The organism is Nitrosospira lacus (genome assembly GCF_000355765.4).
GTDB classification, from domain to species: Bacteria; Pseudomonadota; Gammaproteobacteria; order Burkholderiales; family Nitrosomonadaceae; genus Nitrosospira; species Nitrosospira lacus.
In genome coordinates this window covers 532,125-556,433 of the sequence record NZ_CP021106.3, presented here as the reverse complement: position 1 = coordinate 556,433, position 24,309 = coordinate 532,125, and the positions used below count along the sequence as shown (strand labels likewise).

Here is a 24,309-nt window from a genome sequence, read left to right as displayed (position 1 = left end):
CTAAGCCGCCAGGATCACGTTTTCGCGGGATTTTTGGTAAGCTTGCGTTGCAGCGTGCGGCGGTGCATGTTGAGTGCTCTTGCCGTAACGGAAACATTCCCCTTGTTTTCAGTTAATACGCGCTGTATATACTCCCATTCAAGCCGGTTTACCGACAACGGATGTGCGCTGATCGGCACATCCGCATCACCCGAGGTGCGTTCAAACGCAAGCATGATTTCATCGACGTCAACGGGTTTCGCAAGATAGTGCGTGGCGCCGAGTTTGATCGCTTCTACGGCTGTAGCGATGCTGGCATAACCCGTCAACATGACAATCCGGGTTCCGGGATCAAGCGCTTTTAATTTTTCAACCAAGGTTAACCCGGAAGTACCCGGCAGCCTGAGATCGATAACCGCATATTCAGGCGTGCAAGCCTCGGCGCATTCCAGCGCCTGCTCCACCGTGTGTGCACACGTTACGTCGAAGCCCCGTTTTGCCATGGCGCCAGCGAGCACGCCACAAAAAGTGGCATCATCATCGACAATAAGCAAAGTCGGATGATCATCGGCTTCCATTGCCGGGAGGGGTGTCATATCGGTCATGTTGATTGCCGTATCAGAGGTAATATAACTTTGGTACAGGCGCCGCCTTCGCGATTGGTCAAACGGACGCTGCCTCCAAAGCGCTCGATATTCGCATTTGCCAGGAATAAGCCAATCCCGAAACCTTGCCCTGGCGCTTTGCTGGTAAAGAAAGCCTCACCCGCACGCTGAGCGGCCTCGCCGATAAGCCCCTCGCCGTAATCAAGGATTTCAAGCTGCAATTCATGATCATTCCAATTGGCTTCTATCTCAATATGTTTTAATGAAGCATCGGCCGCGTTATTCAGCAAATTCAAAATGGACTGGCTCAATAATTGGGTATTCAAAATTTGCGGGGCAGGTTGCACCCCCTTTCCATGATAAGTAAATTTTACCGAGGGTCGCATCAATTGCCATTTCTCCAATACCTGGCGCAGGAAATAATCCGCCGCCTCACCGCTGCCATCTTCGGCGCGTGCCTGTCCGGCATCGGCCAGCAATTGCGTCAGCGTATGTTTGCAATGCGTGATCTGGTCACGCAATATCCTGATACTTTTCTGAAATTCGCTATTTTCCTTATAGTCGTTTTGCAGTTCTCCTGTTACGATCGCCATCGTCGCCAGTGGCGTCCCGAGTTCATGCGCCGCACCCGCGGCCAGTGTTCCAAGCGCAATAATTTGTTCGTTGCGTAACGCCTGTTCGCGCGCCAATGCCAGATCCTTGTCGCGCTCGCGGATCGATATGCCCATCTTGACAACGAACCAGGCGATTAATACAGTGCTGAGCACGAAGGCCAGCCACATACCCGAAACATGCAGGTTAAACTCACTGATATGCTCTTCGTGATCATGCGGTAACGGCACATAATAAAACAGCAGCAGTGTATAGCAGCTTATCGTGATCGCGGCCATTAGCCACGTATAGGCCCAAGGTAATGCCGCGGCGGCAATCGTCAGCGGCAATAGATAAAGTGAAATAAACGGGTTTGTGGAACCACCGCTGAAATACAGCAAGGCGCTTAACGCGAAAACGTCAATTAAAAGTTGAGCAAAAAATTCGACGCTCGATACCGGCCAGTTACGACGGAGACGAAACCACGTTGCCAGATTCAGCAAAGCGAGCAGCGCTGCGACCGTGACCATTTCTGTCCATGGCAATTGCATCTCAAGCACCCAGTACGCCAGGGCGAAGGTCAGGCACTGAGCGGCAATCACGATATTCCGCAGCAGAAACAAGCGTTGCAAATTCTTGCTCAGTGGCGACTGACTGAGATCACTGAACATTTTTCTTGCCCATCCGTGCTTTATTTCCCTACAAGTTATCTAATCCGGAACATTAGCGTATATTACAACCCGCGACTATGCGGCAAATTGCCGCATGCTCTCTTACCCTGGCGGTCTGCCAGATCAATACACGCATACAATAAGCGCTTATTGTATTGGAAAGCGGAAGGGGTTTGATGTTTACAGGAATTGTCCAGGCAGTCGGCGAACTAAGGCGCATCACATCCCTGGAGGGCGGCCTGCGCCTGGACATCGTGCCCGGCACGCTGGATTTACGCGACGTCAATACAGGAGACAGCATCGCCATCAACGGAGTGTGCCTCACCGTCAGCGCTCTGACGGATGACATGTTCTCCGTGGACGTCTCGCGGGAGACTTTGAGTTGTACCGTGGGCTTGGATAAGCAGGGCAGCAGCGTCAATCTCGAAAAAGCCATGCGCCTGTCCGACAGGCTGGGCGGTCATTTGGTAAGTGGTCATGTGGATGATATCGGCGAGGTAGCAACATTTCAACCCGACGGGGAAAGTTATCTGCTGGCGATCAGGGCACCGGTTTCATTATTAAAATATATCGCTAAAAAGGGTTCAATTACGGTGAATGGCGTAAGCTTGACGGTAAATGCGATAGCCGGAGATGTGTTTGAGGTTAATCTTATTCCGCATACACTGGCCGTCACTACGCTGAACGCGCTGGAAGCCGGCGCAAAGGTAAACCTGGAAGTGGATATGCTGGCGCGGTATGTGGAACGATTGATGGACGGTCGCCAATAACCTTGGATTTGGCAGTTGACTGCTCATTTTTCGGTTCGGAATTATAAATCCACAATGACTTTTTTCATCACTCGATCTTCACCTGCTTGGTGAGTTCGCTACACTTCCGGATTTCGGATAACGATCAAAATTTGACATGATTATCAGTTCAACCCAGGAAATAATTGCCGAAATCAAGAATGGCAAAATGGTAATCCTCGTGGATGAGGAAAACCGGGAAAATGAAGGTGATCTGGTACTGGCGGCGGATTTCGTCACGCCGGCGGCAATCAACTTCATGGCCACGCATGGACGCGGGCTGATTTGCCTGACGTTGACCGAAGAGCGCTGCAGGCAGCTCAACCTGCCCCTGATGGTGTCCACAAATCGTTCGCCGCTGGGCACCAATTTTACAGTTTCCATCGAAGCGGCAAGCGGCGTCACCACCGGCATCTCTGCCGCCGACCGCGCCCGTACCGTTCAGGCAGCGGTAAACCGGGACACGAAACCAGAAGACATTATCCAGCCCGGGCACATTTTTCCGCTGATGGCGCAAAATGGAGGTGTACTGGTACGTGCGGGCCATACCGAAGCCGGTTGCGATTTGGCAAACCTGGCGGGACTCGCTCCCGCATCGGTAATTTGCGAAATCCTGACGGAAGACGGCAGCATGGCGCGTCTGCCGGATTTGATCGGATTTGCCACGAAGCATCAACTCAAAATCGGTGCAATAGCGGATCTTATACATTATCGCAGCCGCACCGAAAGCCTGGTGAAACGCATGGCCGAGCGTTCCATCCAGACAATTCATGGTGAGTTCCGGCTCGTTGCTTATCTCGACAAGACGATCAACGCCACCCATCTGGCGCTGGTGAAGGGAAAAATTGATCCTGCCACCGAAACTCTCGTGCGGGTGCATGAACCCCTTTCCGTCATTGATCTGCTCGACATAAATGATGAAACCCATTCCTGGAATGTGAACGACACCCTCCGTATAATCGCGGGAGCGGCGTGCGGCGTGATCGTGTTGCTCCACCGCAGGGAAAGCCCGGCGGAGTTGATGGAGCGTGTCATGCCGGCGAAATCCAGGCCTAAGGCTATTGCCAGGGCAGATCTGCGCGATTATGGTATCGGCGCGCAGATCCTGAAAGATCTTAATGTCGGCAAGATGCGGCTGCTGGCCATTCCCCGTAAAATGCCAAGCATGGCGGGTTTCGGTCTGGAAGTAACGGGATACCTGGAACCGGAGGACAAAAACCAGAAACAACGGCTTTACTGAAGATCTTTGTTTGCGATTCAATTTTGTAACAGGAGTACACATGGCAAGGTATGACAATATTCTTGAAGTTGAACCCAATCTTGATGGCGCGGAGCTGCGTATCGGCATCGTTATGAGCCGTTTTAATACGGACGTGAGCGAGGGGTTGCTGGGAGCCTGCACCGCAGAACTTATGAAACGGGGTGTGCAGGAGTCAAGTATGTTGCTGGTAACGGTTCCCGGTGCATTGGAAATTCCCCTCGCGCTGCAAAAAATGGCTTTAACCGACCAGTTTGATGCACTGGTGGCATTAGGCGCGGTGATACGCGGAGACACCTATCATTTCGAGGTAGTAGCCAATCAATCGGCCAACGGTGTAGCCGCGGTGCAGCTTGACACCGGCATTCCTGTCGCCAATGGCATACTTACTGCCGATACCGACGATCAGGCATTGGCGCGCATGAGTCAGAAAGGTGTCGAGGCTGCGCATGTAGCGCTGGAGATGGCCAATCTGCTGCAAGAACTCGACGATGTGACCCAGTGAAATCGACCCAATGACGCAGATTAAACCGGCGAGCGAATCGTCAACTCCGCCATTAAAACAGGCAGCAGGCAGTCGGGCGGTCAAACCGGTCCGCAAAACCCGGCGCCGCAGATCCCGCGAACTGGCCTTGCAGGGACTTTACCAATGGCGGGTGGCGGGCGGAACCGTTCAGGCCATTGAAGCGCAGCTCCGCGAAACCAACGAGTTTCCCAGGACGGACGAGGAATATCTTTCCATTCTGTTGCGAGGCGTGCTGGCGAACGTTTCCGAGCTGGAGAAGGAAATTCAGCCTCATCTCGACCGGCCATTCAAGGAGCTCAGTCCAGTGGAGGTTGCCATTCTGCTACTGAGTACCCACGAACTTGCCAGCCACCCCGAAATGCCTTATCGAGCGGTCATCAATGAGGCCGTGGAATTAGCCAAAACCTATGGCGGCACCGATGGACATAAATACGTGAACGGCGTGCTGGATAAATTGGCGGCGAAACTGAGAGCGATTGAGATCAATGCGAAAGCATGAGCCTGAACCCGGCAGTTGACCGCTCATTTTTAAGCTGGGCCATGGTTTACAAAAACCGGATACTCCACCCTGCCCGACTACCGGATTAGGTTGACCATCCGCGTAGTACAAAATGCTCTCTGAATTCGACATTATCCGCTGCTATTTTAGCCGTCCGGCACCCGGTGCGGTATTGGGTGTGGGAGATGACGCGGCACTGATCAAGCCGGCAAGGGGAATGGAAGTGGCGGTTTCCACAGACATGCTGGTCGCCGGCCGGCATTTTTTTGCCGATGCCGATCCACGCAAGCTGGGCTACAAATCCCTTGCCGTGAATCTTTCTGACATGGCTGCGATGGGTGCCAGGCCTCGATGGGCCACACTCTCCTTGGCGCTGCCGGAACCCATGGTGCGTACCGATGAAAAATGGCTGGAAGCATTCGCTGACGGCTTTTTTGGGCTCGCTCATGCGCATCAAGTGGACCTCGTTGGTGGAGATACGACATGCGGCCCCCTTACTATCAGCGTAACAATTCTGGGCGAAGTGGCAAAAGGAAAAGCATTGCGCCGAAGCGGCGCCAGGCCGGGCGATGATATCTGGATATCTGGCCATCTGGGTGATGCCGCCCTGGCCCTGGCTCATGAACAACGGCGCATCGTGCTCGAACCCGGCGAGATTATGGAGTGTCTGCCTGCGCTGCATACCCCGGCGGCACGGGTCGGATTGGGGCAGCGGTTGATCGGTCTCGCCGCAAGCGCCATCGATATTTCCGATGGGTTGCTGGCGGATCTGGGACATATCCTCAAATGTTCGAAGGTGGCAGCTGTCGTCAAAATGGGTGACATACGCTGTTCGGCGTCCATGAAACGGCATCTTCCCCAGCCGCTGGCGATTGAATGCCTGCTGGCCGGTGGAGACGACTATGAGCTTTGTTTTACGGCGCCCAGAGCCAGGCGCAAAACAATCGAAACGCTCTCTCTCGAACAGGAGATTCCGTTGACCCGCATCGGCAGAATCCGCGAAGGAGGAGGTCTGGTCGTGCTGGATGCCGCAGGTAACACCATAACGTTGGAGACCAAGGGATATGACCATTTCCACGTCTGAACCCCTCCATCCGGATAAAGTGTTTGTACAGCGTCATCCGGCACATTTCATCGCATTCGGTGGTGGCGCGGGCTTGAGCCCGGTTGCGCCCGGCACCGCGGGGACACTTGCTGCATTCCCATTATTCTGGCTGCTTGATTACTTTCTCGATCCCGTTGAATTTCTGCTGCTGATTATTGCGCTGTTCATCATCGGTATCTGGGCTTGCAGCGTCACCGGCAAGGCGCTTGGTGACGATGACCATGGCGGCATGGTCTGGGATGAGGTCGTGGCTTTCCTGCTGGTGCTGGTGTTTACGCCCAATAGTTTGATATGGCAGGCATTTGCGTTTCTGCTGTTTCGTTTGTTCGATATCATCAAGCCACCGCCGATCCGATATTACGACAACAAATTGCATGGTGGTTTCGGTGCAATGTTCGACGACATGCTGGCCGCATTTTTCACGCTATTGTGTTTGGCGGCGTGGAAAGCATTTGTAATATAGGCGTAAGAATTTCAGGAGAAAACCATGGATGATCTGATGCTGAAGGATCTTGCCGGGCAAGTTGGAGTAGCGCTCGCCGGGCAGGGATTGATGCTTGCCAGTGCGGAATCCTGCACCGGCGGATGGCTGGGGCAAATCATCACGTCCATTGCTGGAAGTTCCGCCTGGTACGAACGCGGTTTTATCACCTACACGGATATCTCGAAGCGAGAAATGCTGGGGGTGAGCGGCAAGACACTCGAACAAAACGGCGCGATATCCAGGGAGATCGCATACGAAATGGCCGAAGGCGCCATTACGCATAGCCATGCGCAGGTAGCGGTTTCCGTTACCGGCATTGCGGGTCCTGATGGCGGTACGGCGGAAAAACCCGTCGGGACGGTATGTTTTGCCTGGCTGATGAAAGATGGCCTTGCTCGTACCGAAATGCGCTATTTTAGCGGTAGCCGTGAGTCAATAAGACGAGAGGCGGTGGCGGTGGCGCTGCAAGGAGTAATGGATCTGCTGCAAGGTATCCCGCCGATGACTGCTTGAAGATGCGCTATCGTTCAGTGGGATTCCTGGGCCTCGCTGTGTGCGCTCGTACCGGACATGAGGCGGTCACTGTAAGCAATTGCAATAGCCGAAAGCAGGAAAACAACATGGATTCCGGTTTGGGCGATGATGGTTTTTTCATCGTACGAATTGGCATTGATAAAGGTCTTGAGCAAGTGGATAGATGAAATGCCAATAATGGCAGTGGCGAGTTTGACCTTTAGCACCGATGCATTGACATGCGACAGCCACTCCGGTTGATCGGGATGGCCCTCCAGATTCATGCGCGACACGAATGTTTCATAGCCGCCGATAATCACCATAATGAGCAGATTGGAAATCATCACCACGTCGATCAAACCCAGCACGACCAGCATAATGGTGGTTTCACTGATCTTGGTAGGCCTGGCCGCGCCTTCAATGGCCACCGCATCCAGAATATGCTGTAACGCAGCTTGGTTACCCATGACGGCGCCAATCAGATCGGTCAATTCAACCCAGAAGTGGTACACGTACACGCATTGGGCAAGAATCAGTCCAAGATACAGCGGCAGTTGCAACCAGCGTGTGGTGAAGATGAAATATGCCAGCGGCTGGATCGGTTTGCGCCTGGGATAATTGGCGGGTTCGTTGTTAATTTCCTTGATTTCCATATGGTTCCGCGGTTTTCGGTAAATAATCCGGCATTTTACACTTTTTATTGCGCGCGATTACGGTTGCTGGTGCACATAAGCCCGGCCAATGCGCTACGATGCTTATTTAACCTGAATCCGGTAGTTGACCGCTCATCTCCGTCGCTGTCTCTCCAGGTTCCAGCAGCGGAGCGCTGGTCGATGATCGAGGGCGGCTGATAGGGCTCCTCTCCCTCCAGTCTTTAGACCGTCAAAACTTCACATTTGCGTTACCGGTGGAGTTGGATCGACGAATTATCGACACGGACACCGTCTGTTCGGACGATAACGACGACAACTGGTTTGGATTGGCTTAACCGTACCATGGTGCTGGAGAAGAAAGGGGAGTGGCAGGTATTGTTAAAACTCGCTCAGCAGGAAGTAAAGCATGATCCGGCAAACGCGGCTGCGTGGTATAGCGCGCGGGTGGCTTACACTCATCTTAAACAATACACCCAGGCCGTTCATGCCCGTCGGGAGCGCAAGCTTGATCCATCCAGGGCGGAGCGTTATTTCAACACATATATTTTGCCTTAGAAAATTAGCATCGATTCTCTGTCTTACATTGGATACATGGTTCTGTTGCCAGCTATCGCGATGCTGCGATAGGAGCAAATAAAAAATTGCGCTTCCACCAGCCCATTGCGGACACGTTGTCATCCCGCCTTCGCCTTCCCGCGCCAAGGCACATATGCGATAATCCGACCCACTCATAAAAGGAAAACTATGGACGAAAACAGAAGCAAAGCGCTGGCGGCAGCGCTTTCCCAGATCGAGAAACAGTTCGGCAAAGGCTCGATCATGCGTTTGGGCGCCAGCGATGTTGCCAAGGACATCCAGGTAATTTCCACCGGTTCACTGGGGCTCGATATTGCCTTGGGCGTGGGAGGCCTGCCGCGAGGACGGGTCATTGAAATCTACGGACCGGAGTCATCCGGTAAAACCACCCTTACCCTGCAAGTCATCGCGGAAATGCAGAAAATGGGGGGCACTGCGGCATTCATCGATGCGGAACACGCCCTGGACCCGCAATACGCGCAAAAGATTGGCGTCAATGTGCAGGAATTATTGATATCTCAACCCGACAACGGTGAGCAAGCGTTGGAAATCGCCGATATGCTGGTACGATCGGGCTCGGTTGATGTGGTGGTGGTGGATTCGGTCGCCGCCCTGACGCCCAAGGCGGAAATCGAAGGTGAGATGGGCGAGCCCCAAATGGGCTTGCAAGCGAGATTAATGTCACAGGCGTTGCGCAAGCTTACCGCCAACATCAAGCGCAGCAATACCATGGTGATTTTTATCAACCAGATCCGCATGAAAATCGGCGTCATGTTCGGCAGCCCGGAAACGACCACCGGCGGCAACGCATTGAAATTCTACGCATCGGTGCGTCTCGACATACGCCGGACCGGTTCCATCAAAAAAGGCGATGAGGTGATCGGCAGCGAAACGCGCGTCAAGGTGGTCAAGAACAAGGTTGCGCCGCCATTCAAGCAGGCCGAATTCGATATACTCTACGGCGAGGGGATTTCGCGCGAAGGTGAAATCGTCGAACTGGGCGTACAACACAAGCTGATCGAGAAATCCGGCGCCTGGTATGCCTATAAGGGAGACAAAATAGGCCAGGGCAAGGACAATGCCCGCGAATATCTGAAAGAGCACCACGATGTGGCGATGGAAATCGAATCGAAGATCCGCGCAGCCGTGGGCGTCGCCAGTCAGGCCGAAACTGTCGACGCGGAATAATTGTGCTGTCATGATATCGTCATGATGCTGTCGTGAAATTGCCGCGGCGTATCGAGCCGAACCTGAAAACCCGAGCCTTGGGCTATCTGGCGCGGCGGGAGCACTCCCGGCTCGAGCTGGAAAGAAAGCTCGCGCCTCATGCTCAAACTTCCGAAGAACTTTCTTCCTTGCTGGACACGCTTGAACAACGCGGCTTTTTGTCAGCCGTGCGCATGGTGGAGCAGGTGATACACATGCGTAAAAGCAAGTTTGGCAGTCAACGGATCGTTCATGAATTGCGTGAAAAGGGCATCGCGGAGAATTTAATCGCCGCGGCGTTGCCCAATCTCAGGGAAACCGAGCAGGAAACCGCGCGCGAAGTATGGCGGAAAAAGTTTGGTGCGATGCCCGCCAATGCGAAAGAACTTGGCAGACAAATGCGTTTCCTCATGGGGCGGGGATTTACGGCGGAAGCGATACGTCAGGTGTTGCGCCATGCTGACAAGGAAGAAGCATGAGGAATTGCCTTGTTCAGATTGTAATGGCGGTTGTCATAGGGATTCTGGCCGTGAGTTGCGGCGCCATCAACGCGACGCCTATTAACGAAATCAATACCTCCCCCGCCAATTTTGATGGCAAGGAAGTCACGCTGCAGGGCGTCGCAAAAGGCCTTACGCGCATTCCGCTATTTAATACAAAAGCCTACGTATTGAAGGACGATAGCGGAGAAATTACTATCCTGACGGAAGCCGATCTGCCCAGGATGAATGAAAAAATCACCGTCAAGGTGAAGGTGGCGAATATTGCCATTATCAATGGCGAATCGCTGGGAATGACGGTAACGGAGATATCGCGGCGTTAGCCGCTACGCCTATATGTTCAGTGAAGCCGGTATGAAAAGCAGCGAAATAAGACAAAAATTTCTCGAATTCTTTGCGTCGCACGGCCACACGGTGGTCGCGTCGAGCCCCCTCGTTCCCGCGAACGATCCAACGCTATTGTTCACCAACGCGGGCATGGTGCAGTTCAAGGATGTATTTCTCGGCCAGGATAAGCGGTCCTATGTGCGCGCGGCGAGTTCGCAGCGCTGCGTACGGGCGGGCGGCAAACATAACGATCTGGAGAACGTCGGCTACACGGCGCGGCACCATACCTTCTTTGAGATGCTGGGCAATTTCAGCTTCGGCGATTATTTCAAGCGCAACGCCATCAAGTTTGCATGGGAATTTCTTACGGTTACCCTCAAGGTGCCGCAGGAAAAATTATGGGTCACGGTGTATGCCGAGGATGACGAGGCTGCCGATATCTGGCTCAACGAGGTGGGAATTGCCTCGTCGCGCTTCACGCGTATCGCCACCACGGATAATTTCTGGCAGATGGGCGATACCGGTCCCTGCGGCCCGTGTTCCGAAATTTTTTACGATCACGGTCCGGAGATTGCGGGTGGCCCGCCCGGTACGCCGGAAGCGGATGGCGATCGCTATGTCGAAATCTGGAATCTGGTGTTCATGCAATACAACCGGGACAGCGCTGGTACGCTGCATCCGCTGCCTAAGCCATCCGTGGATACCGGCATGGGGCTGGAGCGTATATCCGCGGTAATGCAGCAGGTTCACAGCAATTATGAAATCGATTTGTTTCAGGATCTGATCCAAGCGGCGGCGCGAGCTACGAACACGACTGATTTGTCCAGCAATTCTCTCAAAGTCATTGCAGACCACATACGTGCCTGTTCCTTTCTCATCGTTGATGGCGTGATTCCCGGCAATGAGGGGCGCGGCTATGTGCTCCGGCGCATCATCCGCCGTGCCATTCGCCATGGCTATAGGCTGGGGCAGAACCAGCCGTTCTTTTACTTGCTGGTGGACGATCTGGCGAAAGTGATGGGCTCCGCCTATCCCGAATTGGTCGAAGCCAAAACTCGCGTAGCGGCGGTACTGAAGCAGGAGGAAGAGCGTTTCTTAACAACTATCGATAGCGGCATGCGAATTCTTCACTATGCAACATCTGAGGAAAGTTTCGTATTGCGCTGGCTAGCGGAAAAAACCGGGTATTGTTTGAGTTACGTTGATCTCGTCGGAACGAATTATGCCTTTGATGGTGGTTTAGTTAATGACAGTGGCAAGGAAATACCCGTTGAGGTTGTTTTAGGTGCAGAAGATAGCAGCTCATATGATCGTATATACAATTCCATCTATGCCTTTAAGAACGGCGTCATAGAATACGAACAAATATATGTGGTTTATGTAGGTCCCGACATACCAGCTCGATTCAGCTCACTTCTTGCAGGAAGTGACTTTCCCCATAAAGAATTTCTTGTTCATGAATCAGAGTTAAAACCTTTTAGAATTCTTTCAGGAGATGTTGCATTCAAGCTGCATGATACCTACGGTTTTCCGCTTGATCTTACTCAAGACGTATGCCGTGAACATGGAGTTGGTGTCGATATTGCTCGTTTCGATATCGCAATGACAAAGCAAAAAGATCAAGCGAGGCTAACCAATAAATTCACGATGGAAGACGGCATCAGATACAACGGACCGTCGACGGAGTTTCATGGCTACGAAAGCCTTAGAAATGAAGGTCAAGTTCTTGCCATTTACAAGCAAGGCAGCCTGGTCGACTTTATCGAGGCGGGTGATGAGGCGGTGATCGTACTTGATCAAACGCCGTTTTATGCTGAATCCGGTGGGCAAATAGGGGATTGCGGCGAGTTGCTTGCTGCCAATGGCACCTTCGCCGTATTGGATACACAAAAAATTCAGTCGGATGTCTTTGGCCACAAGGGGCTGTTGCGCAGCGGGCGGCTGGTGATCGGCGACAAGGTGCTGGCAAAGGTTAATCCGGAGGCGCGGGCACGCACCGAGCGTAATCATTCCGTCACCCATCTTATGCACAAGGCGTTGCGCGAGGTACTGGGTGCCCATGTGCAGCAAAAAGGCTCGCTGGTGGATGCCGATAAAACGCGTTTCGATTTTGCGCATAATCAGCCCATGACGGATGATGAAATTCGCAAGGTCGAAGTTCTGGTCAATGCGGAAATACTGACCAACGCGGCAACCGGGGCGCGCATGATGGCGATAGAGGATGCGAAGAAAACTGGTGCGATGATGCTGTTCGGTGAGAAATATGGCGACGAAGTGCGTGTGCTGGATATTGGTTCCTCGCGTGAGTTGTGCGGCGGCACACACGTCAAGCGCACGGGTGACATCGGATTATTCAAGATCGTTGCCGAGAGCGGCGTGGCGGCCGGGGTGCGGCGCGTGGAAGCGGTAACCGGAGAGGGCGCATTGGCGTATATCCAGCAGCAGGAATCGCAATTGCAGCAGGTGGCGGATGCAGTGAAGGTGCAGCCGCGGGAAGCCGCCGCTCGTATTACCCAGATTCTCGATAATGTAAAACAGCTGGAAAAAGAACTTGCACGCATGAAATCGAAACTTGCCAGTTCGCAGGGCGATGATCTCGCCGGGCAGGCGCGGGAGGTGAAAGGCGCAAAAGTCCTGGCGGTCTGTCTTGAAGATGTGGATTCGAGGGCTCTGCGCGAAACGCTGGACAAGCTCAAGGATAAATTCAAATCCTGTGTCGTCGTGCTGGCCGCTATAGATGCGGAAACGGTCAAGCTGATCGCGGGCGTCAGCGCCGATCTCACGACGAAGGTCAAGGCGGGTGAACTGATTAATTTTGTTGCCTTGCAGGTCGGCGGCAAAGGCGGCGGGCGCGCCGACATGGCCCAGGCAGGTGGAACGCAGCCGGATAACCTGCCTGCCGCACTGGAGAGCGTGGCCGGGTGGGTTGAACAACGGCTGTAGCGCCATCAGGAACTTGTTTTTTTAAAAATAAATCTTACATACGTACAATGACAAGCAAACACTCCCGCCTCCTCATCCTCGGTTCCGGTCCCGCCGGCTACAGCGCGGCGGTTTATGCCGCACGCGCCAACCTCAAGCCTGTACTCATTACCGGCATGGCCCAGGGCGGCCAGCTCATGACCACTACCGACGTCGATAACTGGCCGGCGGATGCCATGGGCGTGCAAGGCCCGGAATTGATGGAACGCTTTCAGAAACATGCGGAACGCTTTAACACCGAGATCATTTTCGATCATATTCATACCGCCAAACTTACCGATAAACCCATCACGCTGATCGGCGATCAAGGCACGTACACGTGCGATGCCCTGATTATCGCCACCGGGGCCTCCGCGCAGTACCTGGGGCTGCCTTCGGAGGAAGCGTATATGGGCAGGGGCGTGTCGGGATGCGCCACCTGCGACGGGTTTTTCTACAAGGGGCAGGATGTAGCGGTGGTGGGCGGCGGAAACACGGCGGTGGAGGAGGCCCTTTATCTTTCGAACATCGCACGGAATGTCACGGTTGTACATCGGCGCGACAAATTCCGCTCGGAAAAAATCCTGATCGATAAATTGATGGACAGGGTAAAAAATGGCAACGTCAAGCTGGAACTCAACCACGTGCTGGACGAAGTGCTGGGGGATAATTCCGGCGTTAACGGCATGCGCATCAAAAGTACCCAGGACAGCTCAGGCAAGACGGTGGCGTTGCAAGGCGTATTCATCGCGATCGGGCATAAGCCCAATACCGATATTTTTCAGGGACAACTGGAAATGAAAAATGGCTACATCCTGACCAGGGGCGGTAACGAAGGCAATGCCACTGCCACCAGCCTCCCGGGCGTATTCGCCGCGGGCGACGTGCAGGATCATATCTACCGCCAGGCGGTGACCAGCGCGGGTACCGGCTGCATGGCGGCGCTGGATGCGGAAAAGTATCTCGACGTTTCGAATTGAGTAAACGTCGAGCAACCGCGGCTTGAGAAATTTATATGAAACGGCGGGGCAAGAAGTCGGCAACCGAGCCTGCCACCGATGATGCGGCCGTATCCGGAATCGTCGATGACGACACCGCATTGTTCCGCAATGCGGTTCGGGACGTAGCGCCGCTGCCCAAACCTGACAAGACGCTCCATACCCGCAGGCAACCTCCACCCCTCCCGCGCCAGATTTCGCGTGATGAGCAAATCATGCCGGATGACTCGCTCTCCGATCATATTCCGCTGGAGATGGAAGCGGGAAATGAGTGGTCATTCCTGCGCCCTGGGGTTTCGCGCCAGACCTTGCGCCGGTTGCGGCGCGGCCATTGGGGAATTCAGGCGCAACTTGATTTGCATGGATACACCCGCGACGAAGCGCGCAGGGAACTGGTGACTTTTCTCGATACCAGTAACGAACGCGGTTTCCGTTGCGTGCGCGTGATACATGGCAAGGGGCTCGGCTCAAAGTCTCACGGGCCGGTATTGAAGGTCAGGATAGGAAGCTGGCTTTCGCAGCGCAATGACGTACTGGCTTTTTGTCAGGCCAGACCCGAGGACGGCGGCAGTGGCGCGGTGCTGGTGCTGCTCAAATCGGCACCTGCGAGATAATGCCTTGCAACGATGACTCCATCGTCATGCGCTTACTAAAGGGTTGGAGTTCCCTCGTGGGAATAGGTTTTCTCATACACGTCCTGGCAGCGCACGCATCGTAATGCAGTGGGATAAGCCATCAGCCGGTCAAAACCGATTTCACTACCGCAATCGATACAATCACCGAAATTCAGCTCCGCCAAACGTTTTAAGGAAGTCTCCACCTCACGCATTTCATGCACCTGCCGGTCCACCATGGCGGTATTGATATCCAGCAGCAAATCCGCCACCGAACCGTCGCCGGCATCGCGCACACTACCCGCCAGCTCGATATAACGCTGTTCGCCTGAACTTTCCAGTTCACCCCGGACTTCTTCCCGCAAATCCAGATAACGTTGTTGCAGGGATGTTTTCAGTTGCGCCAACTGGTCTTCGGTCAATTTTGCCATAATGAATATTTCCTTATGATTGAATCTTGAAATCCAAAGCTACACAGCTCCACTTACCAGCTATAAGTCCATTCACGAACCCTTCAGCCTCTTTAAATCCTCGATCACTTCGGCGGAGTTACGCGAAGTGCTGGCCGACAAATAAATTTTGGCAATCCTGCCTTGCGGGTCGATCAGGAAGGTATTGCGCTTGGCCATACCGCCATCGCCCCGCAGTGAATCGTAGCGCGCGGCGGTCCCGCCCTTGCTATCCGCGAGAAGCGGGAAGGGCAGATTATATTTCCTGGCGAAATTGGCATGGCTGGCACTATCATCCACGCTCACGCCGAGCACTTGTGCACCCAGATCGGTGAGTTGATGGATATCGTCGCGAAATTTGCACGCCTGCTCGGTGCAGCCGGGCGTGTCGTCCTTGACATAGAAATACAACACCAGCCACTTGCCGCGATAATCCGCGAGCTTATGAGTTTTGTCGTTCTGATCGGGGAGACTGAAATCCGGCGCCGGCTGTCCCACCTTGAGCGGCTCGGCACGGGCGGCATGACTCCCAAGAAACAGAACCATTGCCATCAAAGTCGCAAGTATTGAAAGTATTCTCATAAATCCCCCATATATTTCGCATGATGGCTGGAACGAAGCGCAACCCATCAAGCACTTCCCATTATCCCTTGTCCTTTCATTTATCAGCCTCATCCAATTTTCTAACCGGCCAAGCCCAAAACCGCAACAATAGTGCCGCAATAGCCGCCAGCCCACCAGCAAAAAAGAATGCCATTTCTGCACTTTGAAATTGCCAGATGGAGCCGAACAGCAACCCCGCCGGAATCGCCGCAATGCCCACCATCAGATGGTACCAGCCGAAAGCCGTTCCGCGCTCGCGAGGTTCCGCATAATCACTGATAATCGCCCGTTCCGCGCCTTCGCTCATGCCTGCGCAAAGACCATAAAAAATGCTCACCGTCCACAGCCCGATGCTATCCGTAACCGTGCCCAGCAGCAAAAACGAGATCGAGAATGTTGCCCATCCGATCAGCATCAGTGCGCCGCGCCCCCAGCTATCGGCCAATTGCCCGCCCCAAGTGGAGGTGGCCGCCTTGGCTAGATTCAAGGCCGACCACAGCAACAATAATTCGACTACGCCCACGCCTAATTGGTGCCCCAGCAGCAGGATAAAAGTTTCCGAGGCGCGGGCAAATGTAAACAGCATCAGTACCAGCAGATACTGGCGCATCGGCAGGGATAACACCGACCAGCGTAAAGGCGGCAGCACCACGGGAGCATGAACAGCGGCGGCCTCTCCCTGTCTCTCTTCCTTGACACCAGCGCCCAGCAGCAGCACCGCGACAAAACCCGGCACGGCCGACCAGAGTATCACTTCCGTCAGGCTCATACCGGCCCATGCCAGCGCGGCGGCCGCAACCAGGCTACCCGCCACCGCTCCCGCGTTATCCAGTGCCCGGTGAAAACCGAAGGCATAGCCACGCATCGCAGGCGGCGTTGCATCCGCAACTAGCGCATCGCGCGGCGCGCTGCGCAGACCCTTGCCCACGCGGTCGATGCTGCGCAGCACCAGAATCATAGGCCAGGAACCGGCAAGCCCCAGCAACGGGCGGGCGATATTGGAAAGCGTATAACCCGCCACCGCCAGTTTCTTTCGTCGCCCGCTCATGACGTCCGAATGCCGCCCCGACCACAGCTTGAGCAGGCTCGCCACCGCGTCGGCAACACCCTCTATAAATCCCAGAGCGACCGGTCCAGCGGCCAGCACCGTCGCCAATAATATGGGAATGAGCGGAATGACAATATCGGAGGCGAAATCGTTGAAGAAACTGACCAGACCAAGAACGACAACGGTGCGAGGGAGTTTTTGGCGAGTAGCGGTATTTTCTTCAGGGGCTGCGGCTGGTTTATTCATACCGGCATATTAGCGTAAAATGCAGCTATCGCCCTGGTAGCTCAGTGGATAGAGCAACCCCCTCCTAAGGGGTAGGTCACACGTTCGATTCGTGTTCAGGGCGCCAACGATACTCGTTTTTGGCTTTGTTACTAGTTACTATATTGCTACTTTGATCTATGGACCGGCATGTGCTTGGCCCTAGTTGCTAAGTGATCGTAGTTGACGAAAAGGATAGGCACAGGCATGTGTATCGCCACGTCTCAGCAATCCCAACAGGAAGTATCATCAGCACCGTTCATTTGGCATCCGAAGGAACAATCCGGAGCGGGTCCATGCGCCCTTAGCTTCAAGGGTACGAACCACGCGGGGGATTGTAACGAGTTGCCGGTCGTTAGATAAAGTTTTGACCTATGAATATGACCATTCCGGTATACGGTTTTGATAAATTAAACTGCTTCCGGGAGTCGTCCATGAATATAAAAGCGCAAAGAGACATTTCCCGCGAACTGAAGTATTCGCCCGTGCTGCGGGTTCTGGGCCGCGTCGCGTTCACCCCGCTCGTCGAGGCCGCATACTTTCCTTATGGCTTAATATCAGTCTACTCAGCGCAGGAAGGATAATAAACGTGCAAACCATGATCCAGAATATGCCCACGGTAATGATCAAGCCCATGCTGGAGATACCGACGTGCGGCGAGAAAGCCAATCCCCCAAAGCTGGAGGAAGTGGTAAGTGCCCCAAAAACTATGGCTCTGGCGGTGCTGGACTCATAGATGTTCTCCTCTTCGGAAAGCGAATGCAGCTTTGCGAGCATGTGGATGCCATTGTCGACTCCCAGTCCCAATAATAGCGGCAGGGCGATGATGTTGGCAAAATTAATGGGGGTGTGGGTAAGTACCGCGCTGGCCATGGTAAACAGTCCTGCCAGTATAAGCGTTACCATGACGAGCGCAGTATCCAGAAAACTGCGCCGGATGGCGAGCAAAACCACTGCAATGGCAACCAGGGCAATCACAATAGCCTGCTGAAAAGCCTGGACGACTTCCTTCATGGATTCCCAATATATAATCGGCAGGCCGGTTGTTTCCGGTGCGACCGTTTGCACTTCGGCAATGAATTCCTTCAGATTGGCTAGATCATTCAGGTCTTTTTTCGGAAAGATCTGGACGCGGAATAAACCGTCCTTGCTCAGCCACTGCTCCCTGATATCGGGAGGCAGATCGGTCAAACTGATGTTTCTGGCTTCCAGGCTTACTGACAATTCTTTCATGACCGGCGGCAAGGTACCGAGCAGCGCGGTCTGTATTTTTTCAATGAAAACCTTTTGGCCTGGTTCTGGCAGTGCCTTGAGTTCGGTCAGAATTTCCTGTAATTCTTTTTTTAAGCGTGTCAATGACTCGCGGTCGCGGTCACCAGTTTTTTGGGGCAGGAGGACATCGATGGTTTTGATCAAACGGGTGATACCGGGAACCGGGTCGGCATCGATTTTAAGTTGAGGGAACTGCTGTCCCTGCGGACCGAGTATCAGCCCCAGCTCTTCAATCACAGCCAGTTTTTCATCCTGGTCCGTGGGCTGAAGGTCAAAAAGGCTGATGGTTTTATCAACCGAAGCTAATGCGGACAGCTTTTGTTGCAGGATTTTGGTGCTGTTTTCATCCTTGGTCAGCACGTTCAACGTCAGCGGCGTGGTCTCCTCGTCTGCCATCAATTCTTTGAACGCGATGACGGATTCGGTATTCGGATCGCGGAGGTTGATTGGACTGAAATCGGTTTTCACATTAAATGCCAATACGATTGAGATCAGAGCCAAAACGAGGGTCGCAATGGAAATCGGTTTGGCATAAATGAGCGGTAACGTCGCCAGTTTCCTGGACAGGTTTGAGAGTGGATGTTGGCCTTTCTCCAACCGGAACTTCCGCGGGGCCGGCAAGATTTTTAACAGCGCCGGGAGGGAAATCAATGTGATCAACAGGCAAATAAACAGGCTGGTCCCTGCCAGCAGCCCAAGCTCGGCGACGCCTTTGTAATCAGTCGGTATAAACGCGTAAAGCCCGATGGAGGTGGTGCCGGCGGCCAATAATAGCGAGGGCCCCACGGTTATGAAAGTATCGCGTAGCGCCAGCTCCTTATCGACATGATCCTTCAAATTGTCCCGATAGCGCAAGCAAAAATGAATGGCATATTCCACGCCCAGGCCGATATTGGATACTGCAAAAGCAAGTGAAATGAGGTTTAATTCCGTTACAGCAATAGCTGCGAATGCCCCGCAGAAAACCATGCCCAGGGCCAGGGTCAGCAACGTGACTACCGTGAGTAAAACGGATCGGTAGGCAATCAATAAAATAAATAACACCAGTACTACGGAGAACACGCTGGCGGTAAAGGTGCCGCTGCTCATGCCTGCAAGCTCATCATCTTCAAGGCCAATTTCGCCGGTCACCCAAACCTTGACAGCCGGCAGAGCGGGATCCTGAATGTCCGCCGCGGCCTTGCGGATAGCCTCGATCGCACCTTGGGCGGGACGGATCTCCGAATGATCGAGCTTGGGTGAGACAATGATAAAGGCCTTGCCAGCATGTCTTTTCTTTTCGGCAATCAATGATTCCCAGGAAAGCAAGGCATTTTCGCCATTGAGCGTTTTATGCAAAACAAGGGAAATCTTGTCGGCCAGCGAGGCCAAGTCAATAGGCATGAGCTGGTTCTTTTCTGTTGCCGCCTTATCCGTGGCCTTCAGGGCATCCTCAAAAATAGAAAAGAAACCGGTCAGATTGGGTTGCTGCGCGATTCTGCCGATAAACGGCTGGGCGACCGACAGATCATTGGACAGCGTCTGCAACGCGTCAGTATCCAGATAAAGCAGGCCGTTCTGACGGAAAAATTCGTTGTCATTGGGAATGTAGGCCGAATTGAAGTGATCCGTGTCGTTGCTGAGCAGATCCAGCAATCTTCTGCTGGCGGATTTGGTCAGTTCAGGCGTATCTGATTCAATCACCAGCAATAGCGTGCTCAAATCCTGTGAAAAAGCTTGCTCATAATGACGGCGGTATTGCTGAAAAGGCGCATCGGGAGCAATGAGGTTGCCGGTATCGGTATCAATGCGCAAATGGCCGACCGTGTAGTGGGCGGCCAAAATGCCGAGCACGATCACTGTTGATAGCACCCCAAAAGGGTGCTCAAGCACCCAGTTTCCCCAAAATGCGTAACTGCGGCTTGTTGACATGATCCTTCGGGGCGGGCTCCCTTAATGTGTATGAGGTTCGGTTAATCTGGTAACACCGGCGCGTGAATGCCACGTTATCTGACACGTGGCATGTCTCAGCACTTTCACGGACATCTTCGGTTTGTGGAAAATCCTTGTGCTGGGGATTTGTGAATGGCTCCTGCCAACTGTTTCAATTTATCAGCTATCAACAGAAGTCGTCATATTCATCCTTCAAAGGCGAAAGACGGGTTCTCTCAGTAAAACGTGGTTTCCTGCTCATTGTGGTCGGTGTCGGCGGCTAGATCGCCAATATTGCCCCGTATGCTGCAGCTGATGACTTCAACGCAGCTTTTCCAGAAACCATCCGAGAGTAGTTGCAGGCCCCGGAAATACCTGTTTGAGATCTGCGTTGGCGCCGTGTACCGACAGGTAACTCCTAGACCCTCTTCATCGAGGTTGATCGTCTTGTGCCACATCCATGCCGGAAAAAACAATACATCACCCGGGTGCAGGTCAAACTCGTAGCGTGGCGCGTATTCCACCAGCGCATAAGCATGACGATCGCTCGGTTCGCCATTTTCATCGGCGCTGAACTCTGCAAACCGTCGCATCCCATTCCCGCGCGCCGCCGGATATAACAACCAGGAATATTCGGACTCAACCAACGTCCAGCGTTTTGATCCGGATACCGCCAGATACCAGTTGGGACCTTCCTCGCAGTGATAGTTGGCGTTCAACCCCTTCCCCAGGCCGAGAATCAGAAAACTCAGAACAGGTTTCGACGGCCTGCCCAGGACCGGAAAATATCCTTGTGAGCGCGGGATACCAAAATATTTGTAAAAAACGGGGTTTTGGTCGAGCAGCAATTGTTGTGGGATGAAATTGCGGCGGCGATCTTCAGCGATCTGACGCAGGGAGGTATTCACCATCTTCTTGGTGCCCTTGTCCAAAGCCTGTACCACGGTGTTTGGAAATCGTTCAGCAAGGCTTGCGAGTGTCCAGTCGGCGGCTGCATTTTCTACAAATCCGCGTAGCACGCACGGGATGGACCGTTTGACGTGCTCGCGGTAAAACTGGCGCGGCTCGATCTCGCCAGGCCCATACTCGAGGATTGCCAGTGCTTGCCTGCGCGGTACGCCGTAGTTTTGCAATCGCCGCAGTATCCGCTGTTCCGTATGCCGACGGATATCCCGCAACGCGTCAGGATTATGGGAGAGGTGTTGACACAACATGATGCTCTTCAGCGCCAACACGTTGCCATATCCCAACGGCAGTTTCGCTACACCGCGTCTGCCCATTCGCTCCACAAGAAATGTGCGCAGGAAAAGCTGCTGCTCCGCCACTAACTGCCATATAACGTATAGGACTGTGGCCACACCGGCTAGGGGCGTGGCCAGAGAATTTCTTACATACGTCAGCGCTGTTCCTTTTTGGGACTTGCCTGTATTTTCCATCGGATGCCTCCTTTGGTTGTTTCCCCCTCGATATTTAATTTCACCTTGAGAATTAGTTCATGCAAAACTCTGTCATTTTCAAGCCAAGTCTTATTTTGATATAGGGATGAAACGGTAGCAGCAGATAGAGCTTGATGCCCATTTCGATTTATCCATAATCACCTCTATTCGTGCGCTCTGCTTAAGCTTTGCCGACGCTGCCAGAATCCGAATGAACTCTATACAATATTCTACGAAACAGACAGGATTGAGATCAGTATAGGACATATAAACGTCATTATTGTCAGGTTCTGATGCTTCAATAGATTTCAGGGCGCCACTATCCATAAGGGTTGCTGCCGTGTGGGCTTTTTTTCACGGTTTGCGACATTTTTAAAATGCAGCCAATGGCATGGTACGGCGTTTTACCTGGTTATTTCCCTGCTCATAAATGAAAAACTGCCAGGCTATCTTCTCGCGCCAGCAGCTTATTCTGTTTCGCGTGAAACTGATTCTATCAGCGCGGGGATGGTCGGCCCTAAGGTCCAGGGAAATACCGGGCGTATGCCACCAAGAGCCTCATGATACAATGATTGCTTTCACGTATCCCCTTCGAAATACCTGCCGCTAATGTTTGAGATTGGGCGTTCTTGACTGTCCGAATTGCGCGAAGTTCAAGCTATTGATGATTTTTTAAAGAGGAAGGATTTAATGAGTTCTAAATATATATTTGTTATTGCCCTTGGTGCCACTTTGATTGGTTGTGGTGGCGGGGCTCCTGAAGTGAATTCAACGAATTGTTCTGGCGCAGGGATGCAGGCGGTGCTTCCAACTTTCGACAAGGAAGCTGAGCGGCAAGCATTTATTGATAAATGCCAATCTTTGGCAGGAAAATAAAGCTCTGGACCAGTTGTCGAGGTGAATACAGTTGTTATCGCTGGATAGAATTGATTAGGATTCTGAATCGTCTGCAGGTCCAGAACTGATCATGCGTCAGCAGTACTGCTTGCATCGTTGCCATGCTGCATATCCCTGTGGGGCTTAACGGTTGGACAAGAGACCCATGGGTGCCGATTTTTATTGGGATGTGTTGACGTCACGGAATGCTTTGACGATCAAAGCGAAATAAATCCGACAAATCTGACGTTAAGTTTCTCGACGCACGAAAAGATGGTGCGCGACACGCTCTGCCGCGCGCTGGCGATCATCTCCCTGACATCCAATCCAGGCACTCATTGTTCGAGAGTGGTCCAAGTCGCCTGCCGCGTAGGCAGCACCCGACCAGTGCGCCGATGAATGTTCCGCACACACGTCCCGGCGGATGCCTGCTCCAGCATGCGGATCATTCCTATATGCGCCCAGCGCGCGGGCCGAGCCGCCGCCGCGCGCAAGTCCCACGCGTGGCCTGCGTGGGTGTGCTCATGTGCGGGTCTTTGGGCCGGCGCCCGTGAACGCGATGCCGGCTATCGGCTCCGCCACCGCCCAGAGTCCCCCTATTCTTTTCCTGTTCCCGAAGCACTTCACTGTGGATTTTTACAGCTTTTTATATCTTCAGTAACCGTTTTTCCATCCTTGAGCACGATGGTTTGCCTGATTGTCTTGCAGTCATCGCCCTGCTGGGCGGTTTGTGTCGAAGGGACAATTTCAGCCCTGCCCTTCACGCCCGTATCCGGGTTGCTGAAGGTTTGCGTTTGGCCGGTATCGAACGCTGTTTGTGATGCCTGGGCCATTTTTTGCTTATCTTCCTTTCCAAGATAGCCTCCAATTCCGGCACCTACGTAATAGCCGGCAAGGCCTCCCGCAACCGCGCCGGCGATGCGGCCCGCCGTGCCCCCGCCCAGATAGCCACCCAGATAACTTCCTCCAATTGAGCCGGCAATGCTGCCAATCAGGCCGCCTGCACGTCTCGTCTCCGCGCTTTGACATGCCGGCAGGAGCATGATCAACGCGATTATCATCAAGCGCTTGATCCAAGCGTTCGAGCTTAATGTGTAGTTCATGATATTCCCTCCAAAGTCTTTCCGGAAATGGGCGCCCCACGGAATGTGATCGTAACGCGGCGTGGAGCATCAGGTGGCAAATCGCGTTTGGTACGTTTTCCTACCCGCGGAGCATGTCGAGTATTATTAACGAAAATAGCCGCTTCAGGATGATACATTGACAACTTCCTGTTCTACCGGGTAGATTCTTCCTCGAAAGCGGGTCGTTTTTCCTACCTTAATTAGAAGCATTGCAATGAAACTAAAGAGAATAATTTGTGTGGGATTGGTATTGGCAGTGCTGCCAACGCTTTCCGGCTGCTGGTACCTCGTCGCCGGCGGAGCCGGGGCCTATGGCGGTTACAAGATGAAAGAGAAAGGTTATACGCTACGCAACCCCGTCGCCAAGGAGAAGAATAATACGCAATCATCCAAATAGACCGCTGTTTTGCTTCGCGGTATACCCCGCAACCATGTGCCCGCAGTCTCAGTTTTTCCTTGGCTCTCATCTTCG

General features: G+C 53.4%; 25 protein-coding genes and 1 tRNA gene. 17 read left to right on the top strand and 9 right to left on the bottom strand.

Annotation, left to right across the window (positions count from 1 at the left end):
• Positions 1-14: 14 nt before the first annotated feature.
• A complete protein-coding gene (locus EBAPG3_RS02535; RefSeq protein WP_051048940.1) occupies positions 15-584 on the bottom strand; it encodes a response regulator transcription factor in 570 nt (189 codons plus the stop codon).
• A complete protein-coding gene (locus EBAPG3_RS02530) occupies positions 581-1,846 on the bottom strand; it encodes an ATP-binding protein (RefSeq protein ID WP_004175633.1) in 1,266 nt (421 codons plus the stop codon). Before EBAPG3_RS02530 ends, EBAPG3_RS02535 begins: the two co-directional genes overlap by 4 nt.
• 176 nt (positions 1,847-2,022) lie before the next feature.
• On the opposite strand from EBAPG3_RS02530, the gene EBAPG3_RS02525 reads away from it, so the two are divergent.
• The 7 genes from EBAPG3_RS02525 (at position 2,023) to EBAPG3_RS02495 (ending at position 7,019) form a co-directional block, all read left to right on the top strand.
• Positions 2,023-2,616, top strand: coding sequence for a riboflavin synthase (locus EBAPG3_RS02525; protein WP_040851534.1), 594 nt, complete (start codon positions 2,023-2,025; stop codon positions 2,614-2,616).
• Between the two features lie 136 nt (positions 2,617-2,752).
• Positions 2,753-3,874 (top strand): bifunctional 3,4-dihydroxy-2-butanone-4-phosphate synthase/GTP cyclohydrolase II, encoded by a 1,122-nt coding sequence (gene ribBA, locus EBAPG3_RS02520; RefSeq protein ID WP_004175631.1) that lies wholly within the window; start codon positions 2,753-2,755, stop codon positions 3,872-3,874.
• A gap of 40 nt (positions 3,875-3,914) precedes the next feature.
• Complete coding sequence (gene ribH, locus EBAPG3_RS02515; protein ID WP_004175630.1) at positions 3,915-4,397, top strand: 6,7-dimethyl-8-ribityllumazine synthase; 483 nt, start codon at positions 3,915-3,917, stop codon at positions 4,395-4,397.
• 10 nt (positions 4,398-4,407) lie between these two features.
• The gene (nusB, locus tag EBAPG3_RS02510) at positions 4,408-4,917 is read left to right on the top strand and encodes a transcription antitermination factor NusB (RefSeq protein WP_004175629.1); all 510 of its coding nucleotides are present in this window, start codon (positions 4,408-4,410) and stop codon (positions 4,915-4,917) included.
• Positions 4,918-5,029: 112 nt separating this feature from the next.
• Positions 5,030-6,001, top strand: coding sequence for a thiamine-phosphate kinase (gene thiL, locus EBAPG3_RS02505; RefSeq protein WP_004175628.1), 972 nt, complete (start codon positions 5,030-5,032; stop codon positions 5,999-6,001).
• The gene (locus EBAPG3_RS02500) at positions 5,982-6,485 is read left to right on the top strand and encodes a phosphatidylglycerophosphatase A family protein (protein ID WP_004175627.1); all 504 of its coding nucleotides are present in this window, start codon (positions 5,982-5,984) and stop codon (positions 6,483-6,485) included. The genes thiL and EBAPG3_RS02500 overlap by 20 nt, the downstream gene beginning before the upstream one ends.
• A gap of 24 nt (positions 6,486-6,509) precedes the next feature.
• Entirely contained in the window at positions 6,510-7,019 is a 510-nt protein-coding gene (locus EBAPG3_RS02495) for a CinA family protein (RefSeq protein WP_004175625.1), read from the top strand.
• Between the two features lie 14 nt (positions 7,020-7,033).
• On the opposite strand, the gene EBAPG3_RS02490 is transcribed toward EBAPG3_RS02495, so the two are convergent.
• Positions 7,034-7,672, bottom strand: a complete 639-nt coding sequence (locus EBAPG3_RS02490) for a YqhA family protein (RefSeq protein WP_004175624.1) — start codon at positions 7,670-7,672, stop codon at positions 7,034-7,036.
• 321 nt (positions 7,673-7,993) lie between these two features.
• On the opposite strand from EBAPG3_RS02490, the gene EBAPG3_RS02480 reads away from it, so the two are divergent.
• The 7 genes from EBAPG3_RS02480 to EBAPG3_RS02450 all read left to right on the top strand — a co-directional run bounded on the left by EBAPG3_RS02480 (position 7,994) and on the right by EBAPG3_RS02450 (position 14,854).
• Positions 7,994-8,227, top strand: coding sequence for a hypothetical protein (locus EBAPG3_RS02480; RefSeq protein WP_151898848.1), 234 nt, complete (start codon positions 7,994-7,996; stop codon positions 8,225-8,227).
• A 189-nt stretch (positions 8,228-8,416) separates the two neighbouring features.
• The gene (recA, locus tag EBAPG3_RS02475; RefSeq protein ID WP_004175621.1) at positions 8,417-9,436 is read left to right on the top strand and encodes a recombinase RecA; all 1,020 of its coding nucleotides are present in this window, start codon (positions 8,417-8,419) and stop codon (positions 9,434-9,436) included.
• 32 nt (positions 9,437-9,468) lie between these two features.
• Positions 9,469-9,933, top strand: a complete 465-nt coding sequence (recX, locus tag EBAPG3_RS02470) for a recombination regulator RecX (RefSeq protein WP_004175620.1) — start codon at positions 9,469-9,471, stop codon at positions 9,931-9,933.
• Positions 9,930-10,277 carry a hypothetical protein gene (locus tag EBAPG3_RS02465; protein WP_004175619.1) on the top strand — a complete coding sequence of 116 codons (348 nt, stop codon included), beginning with the start codon at positions 9,930-9,932 and terminating at the stop codon, positions 10,275-10,277. Before recX ends, EBAPG3_RS02465 begins: the two co-directional genes overlap by 4 nt.
• A gap of 31 nt (positions 10,278-10,308) precedes the next feature.
• Positions 10,309-13,224: an alanine--tRNA ligase gene (gene alaS / locus EBAPG3_RS15345; protein ID WP_173844498.1), complete on the top strand. Its 2,916-nt coding sequence runs from the start codon at positions 10,309-10,311 to the stop codon at positions 13,222-13,224.
• A gap of 47 nt (positions 13,225-13,271) precedes the next feature.
• Entirely contained in the window at positions 13,272-14,222 is a 951-nt protein-coding gene (gene trxB / locus EBAPG3_RS02455) for a thioredoxin-disulfide reductase (RefSeq protein WP_004175617.1), read from the top strand.
• A 35-nt stretch (positions 14,223-14,257) separates the two neighbouring features.
• The gene (locus EBAPG3_RS02450) at positions 14,258-14,854 is read left to right on the top strand and encodes a Smr/MutS family protein (RefSeq protein ID WP_004175616.1); all 597 of its coding nucleotides are present in this window, start codon (positions 14,258-14,260) and stop codon (positions 14,852-14,854) included.
• 35 nt (positions 14,855-14,889) lie between these two features.
• Here EBAPG3_RS02450 and EBAPG3_RS02445 read toward each other — a convergent pair whose 3' ends face one another.
• From EBAPG3_RS02445 to EBAPG3_RS02435, 3 genes are all read right to left on the bottom strand, one after another.
• The gene (locus EBAPG3_RS02445) at positions 14,890-15,285 is read right to left on the bottom strand and encodes a TraR/DksA family transcriptional regulator (protein ID WP_004175615.1); all 396 of its coding nucleotides are present in this window, start codon (positions 15,283-15,285) and stop codon (positions 14,890-14,892) included.
• A 72-nt stretch (positions 15,286-15,357) separates the two neighbouring features.
• Positions 15,358-15,885 carry a peroxiredoxin gene (locus EBAPG3_RS02440; RefSeq protein WP_040851544.1) on the bottom strand — a complete coding sequence of 176 codons (528 nt, stop codon included), beginning with the start codon at positions 15,883-15,885 and terminating at the stop codon, positions 15,358-15,360.
• 76 nt (positions 15,886-15,961) lie between these two features.
• Entirely contained in the window at positions 15,962-17,200 is a 1,239-nt protein-coding gene (locus EBAPG3_RS02435; protein WP_004175604.1) for an MFS transporter, read from the bottom strand.
• A 30-nt stretch (positions 17,201-17,230) separates the two neighbouring features.
• On the opposite strand from EBAPG3_RS02435, the gene EBAPG3_RS02430 reads away from it, so the two are divergent.
• A tRNA-Arg gene (locus EBAPG3_RS02430) sits at positions 17,231-17,306 on the top strand.
• Positions 17,307-17,731: 425 nt separating this feature from the next.
• Here EBAPG3_RS02430 and EBAPG3_RS02425 read toward each other — a convergent pair.
• Together EBAPG3_RS02425 and EBAPG3_RS02420 are read right to left on the bottom strand one after the other, a co-directional pair.
• Positions 17,732-20,401, bottom strand: a complete 2,670-nt coding sequence (locus EBAPG3_RS02425) for an MMPL family transporter (RefSeq protein WP_040851533.1) — start codon at positions 20,399-20,401, stop codon at positions 17,732-17,734.
• 236 nt (positions 20,402-20,637) lie between these two features.
• Complete coding sequence (locus EBAPG3_RS02420) at positions 20,638-21,837, bottom strand: cupin-like domain-containing protein (RefSeq protein WP_004175602.1); 1,200 nt, start codon at positions 21,835-21,837, stop codon at positions 20,638-20,640.
• Between the two features lie 642 nt (positions 21,838-22,479).
• Between EBAPG3_RS02420 and trbK the strand changes: the two genes are divergently transcribed.
• Positions 22,480-22,713 carry an entry exclusion lipoprotein TrbK gene (trbK, locus tag EBAPG3_RS02415; protein ID WP_227869258.1) on the top strand — a complete coding sequence of 78 codons (234 nt, stop codon included), beginning with the start codon at positions 22,480-22,482 and terminating at the stop codon, positions 22,711-22,713.
• 623 nt (positions 22,714-23,336) lie between these two features.
• Here the strand turns inward: trbK and EBAPG3_RS02410 are convergent.
• Entirely contained in the window at positions 23,337-23,816 is a 480-nt protein-coding gene (locus tag EBAPG3_RS02410) for a surface antigen protein (RefSeq protein ID WP_040851532.1), read from the bottom strand.
• A 235-nt stretch (positions 23,817-24,051) separates the two neighbouring features.
• Between EBAPG3_RS02410 and EBAPG3_RS02405 the strand changes: the two genes are divergently transcribed.
• Entirely contained in the window at positions 24,052-24,234 is a 183-nt protein-coding gene (locus tag EBAPG3_RS02405) for a hypothetical protein (protein WP_040851531.1), read from the top strand.
• Positions 24,235-24,309: the final 75 nt, after the last annotated feature.

Excerpts from the sequence above, each read along its gene's own strand:
- EBAPG3_RS02495 (WP_004175625.1), top strand. The coding sequence starts at position 6,510 with ATGGATGATCTGATGCTGAAGGATCTTGCCGGGCAAGTTGGAGTAGCG.
- thiL (WP_004175628.1), top strand. The coding sequence starts at position 5,030 with ATGCTCTCTGAATTCGACATTATCCGCTGCTATTTTAGCCGTCCGGCA.
- EBAPG3_RS02445 (WP_004175615.1), bottom strand. The coding sequence starts at position 15,285 with ATGGCAAAATTGACCGAAGACCAGTTGGCGCAACTGAAAACATCCCTG.
- EBAPG3_RS02405 (WP_040851531.1), top strand. The coding sequence starts at position 24,052 with ATGAAACTAAAGAGAATAATTTGTGTGGGATTGGTATTGGCAGTGCTG.
- EBAPG3_RS02435 (WP_004175604.1), bottom strand. The coding sequence starts at position 17,200 with ATGAATAAACCAGCCGCAGCCCCTGAAGAAAATACCGCTACTCGCCAA.
- EBAPG3_RS02425 (WP_040851533.1), bottom strand. The coding sequence starts at position 20,401 with ATGTCAACAAGCCGCAGTTACGCATTTTGGGGAAACTGGGTGCTTGAG.
- ribH (WP_004175630.1), top strand. The coding sequence starts at position 3,915 with ATGGCAAGGTATGACAATATTCTTGAAGTTGAACCCAATCTTGATGGC.
- EBAPG3_RS02440 (WP_040851544.1), bottom strand. The coding sequence starts at position 15,885 with ATGAGAATACTTTCAATACTTGCGACTTTGATGGCAATGGTTCTGTTT.
- EBAPG3_RS02525 (WP_040851534.1), top strand. The coding sequence starts at position 2,023 with ATGTTTACAGGAATTGTCCAGGCAGTCGGCGAACTAAGGCGCATCACA.
- nusB (WP_004175629.1), top strand. The coding sequence starts at position 4,408 with ATGACGCAGATTAAACCGGCGAGCGAATCGTCAACTCCGCCATTAAAA.
- EBAPG3_RS02410 (WP_040851532.1), bottom strand. The coding sequence starts at position 23,816 with ATGAACTACACATTAAGCTCGAACGCTTGGATCAAGCGCTTGATGATA.
- ribBA (WP_004175631.1), top strand. The coding sequence starts at position 2,753 with ATGATTATCAGTTCAACCCAGGAAATAATTGCCGAAATCAAGAATGGC.
- EBAPG3_RS02420 (WP_004175602.1), bottom strand. The coding sequence starts at position 21,837 with ATGGAAAATACAGGCAAGTCCCAAAAAGGAACAGCGCTGACGTATGTA.
- EBAPG3_RS02465 (WP_004175619.1), top strand. The coding sequence starts at position 9,930 with ATGAGGAATTGCCTTGTTCAGATTGTAATGGCGGTTGTCATAGGGATT.
- EBAPG3_RS02530 (WP_004175633.1), bottom strand. The coding sequence starts at position 1,846 with ATGTTCAGTGATCTCAGTCAGTCGCCACTGAGCAAGAATTTGCAACGC.
- recA (WP_004175621.1), top strand. The coding sequence starts at position 8,417 with ATGGACGAAAACAGAAGCAAAGCGCTGGCGGCAGCGCTTTCCCAGATC.
- EBAPG3_RS02535 (WP_051048940.1), bottom strand. The coding sequence starts at position 584 with ATGACCGATATGACACCCCTCCCGGCAATGGAAGCCGATGATCATCCG.
- alaS (WP_173844498.1), top strand. The coding sequence starts at position 10,309 with ATGAAAAGCAGCGAAATAAGACAAAAATTTCTCGAATTCTTTGCGTCG.
- EBAPG3_RS02500 (WP_004175627.1), top strand. The coding sequence starts at position 5,982 with ATGACCATTTCCACGTCTGAACCCCTCCATCCGGATAAAGTGTTTGTA.
- EBAPG3_RS02490 (WP_004175624.1), bottom strand. The coding sequence starts at position 7,672 with ATGGAAATCAAGGAAATTAACAACGAACCCGCCAATTATCCCAGGCGC.
- EBAPG3_RS02450 (WP_004175616.1), top strand. The coding sequence starts at position 14,258 with ATGAAACGGCGGGGCAAGAAGTCGGCAACCGAGCCTGCCACCGATGAT.
- trxB (WP_004175617.1), top strand. The coding sequence starts at position 13,272 with ATGACAAGCAAACACTCCCGCCTCCTCATCCTCGGTTCCGGTCCCGCC.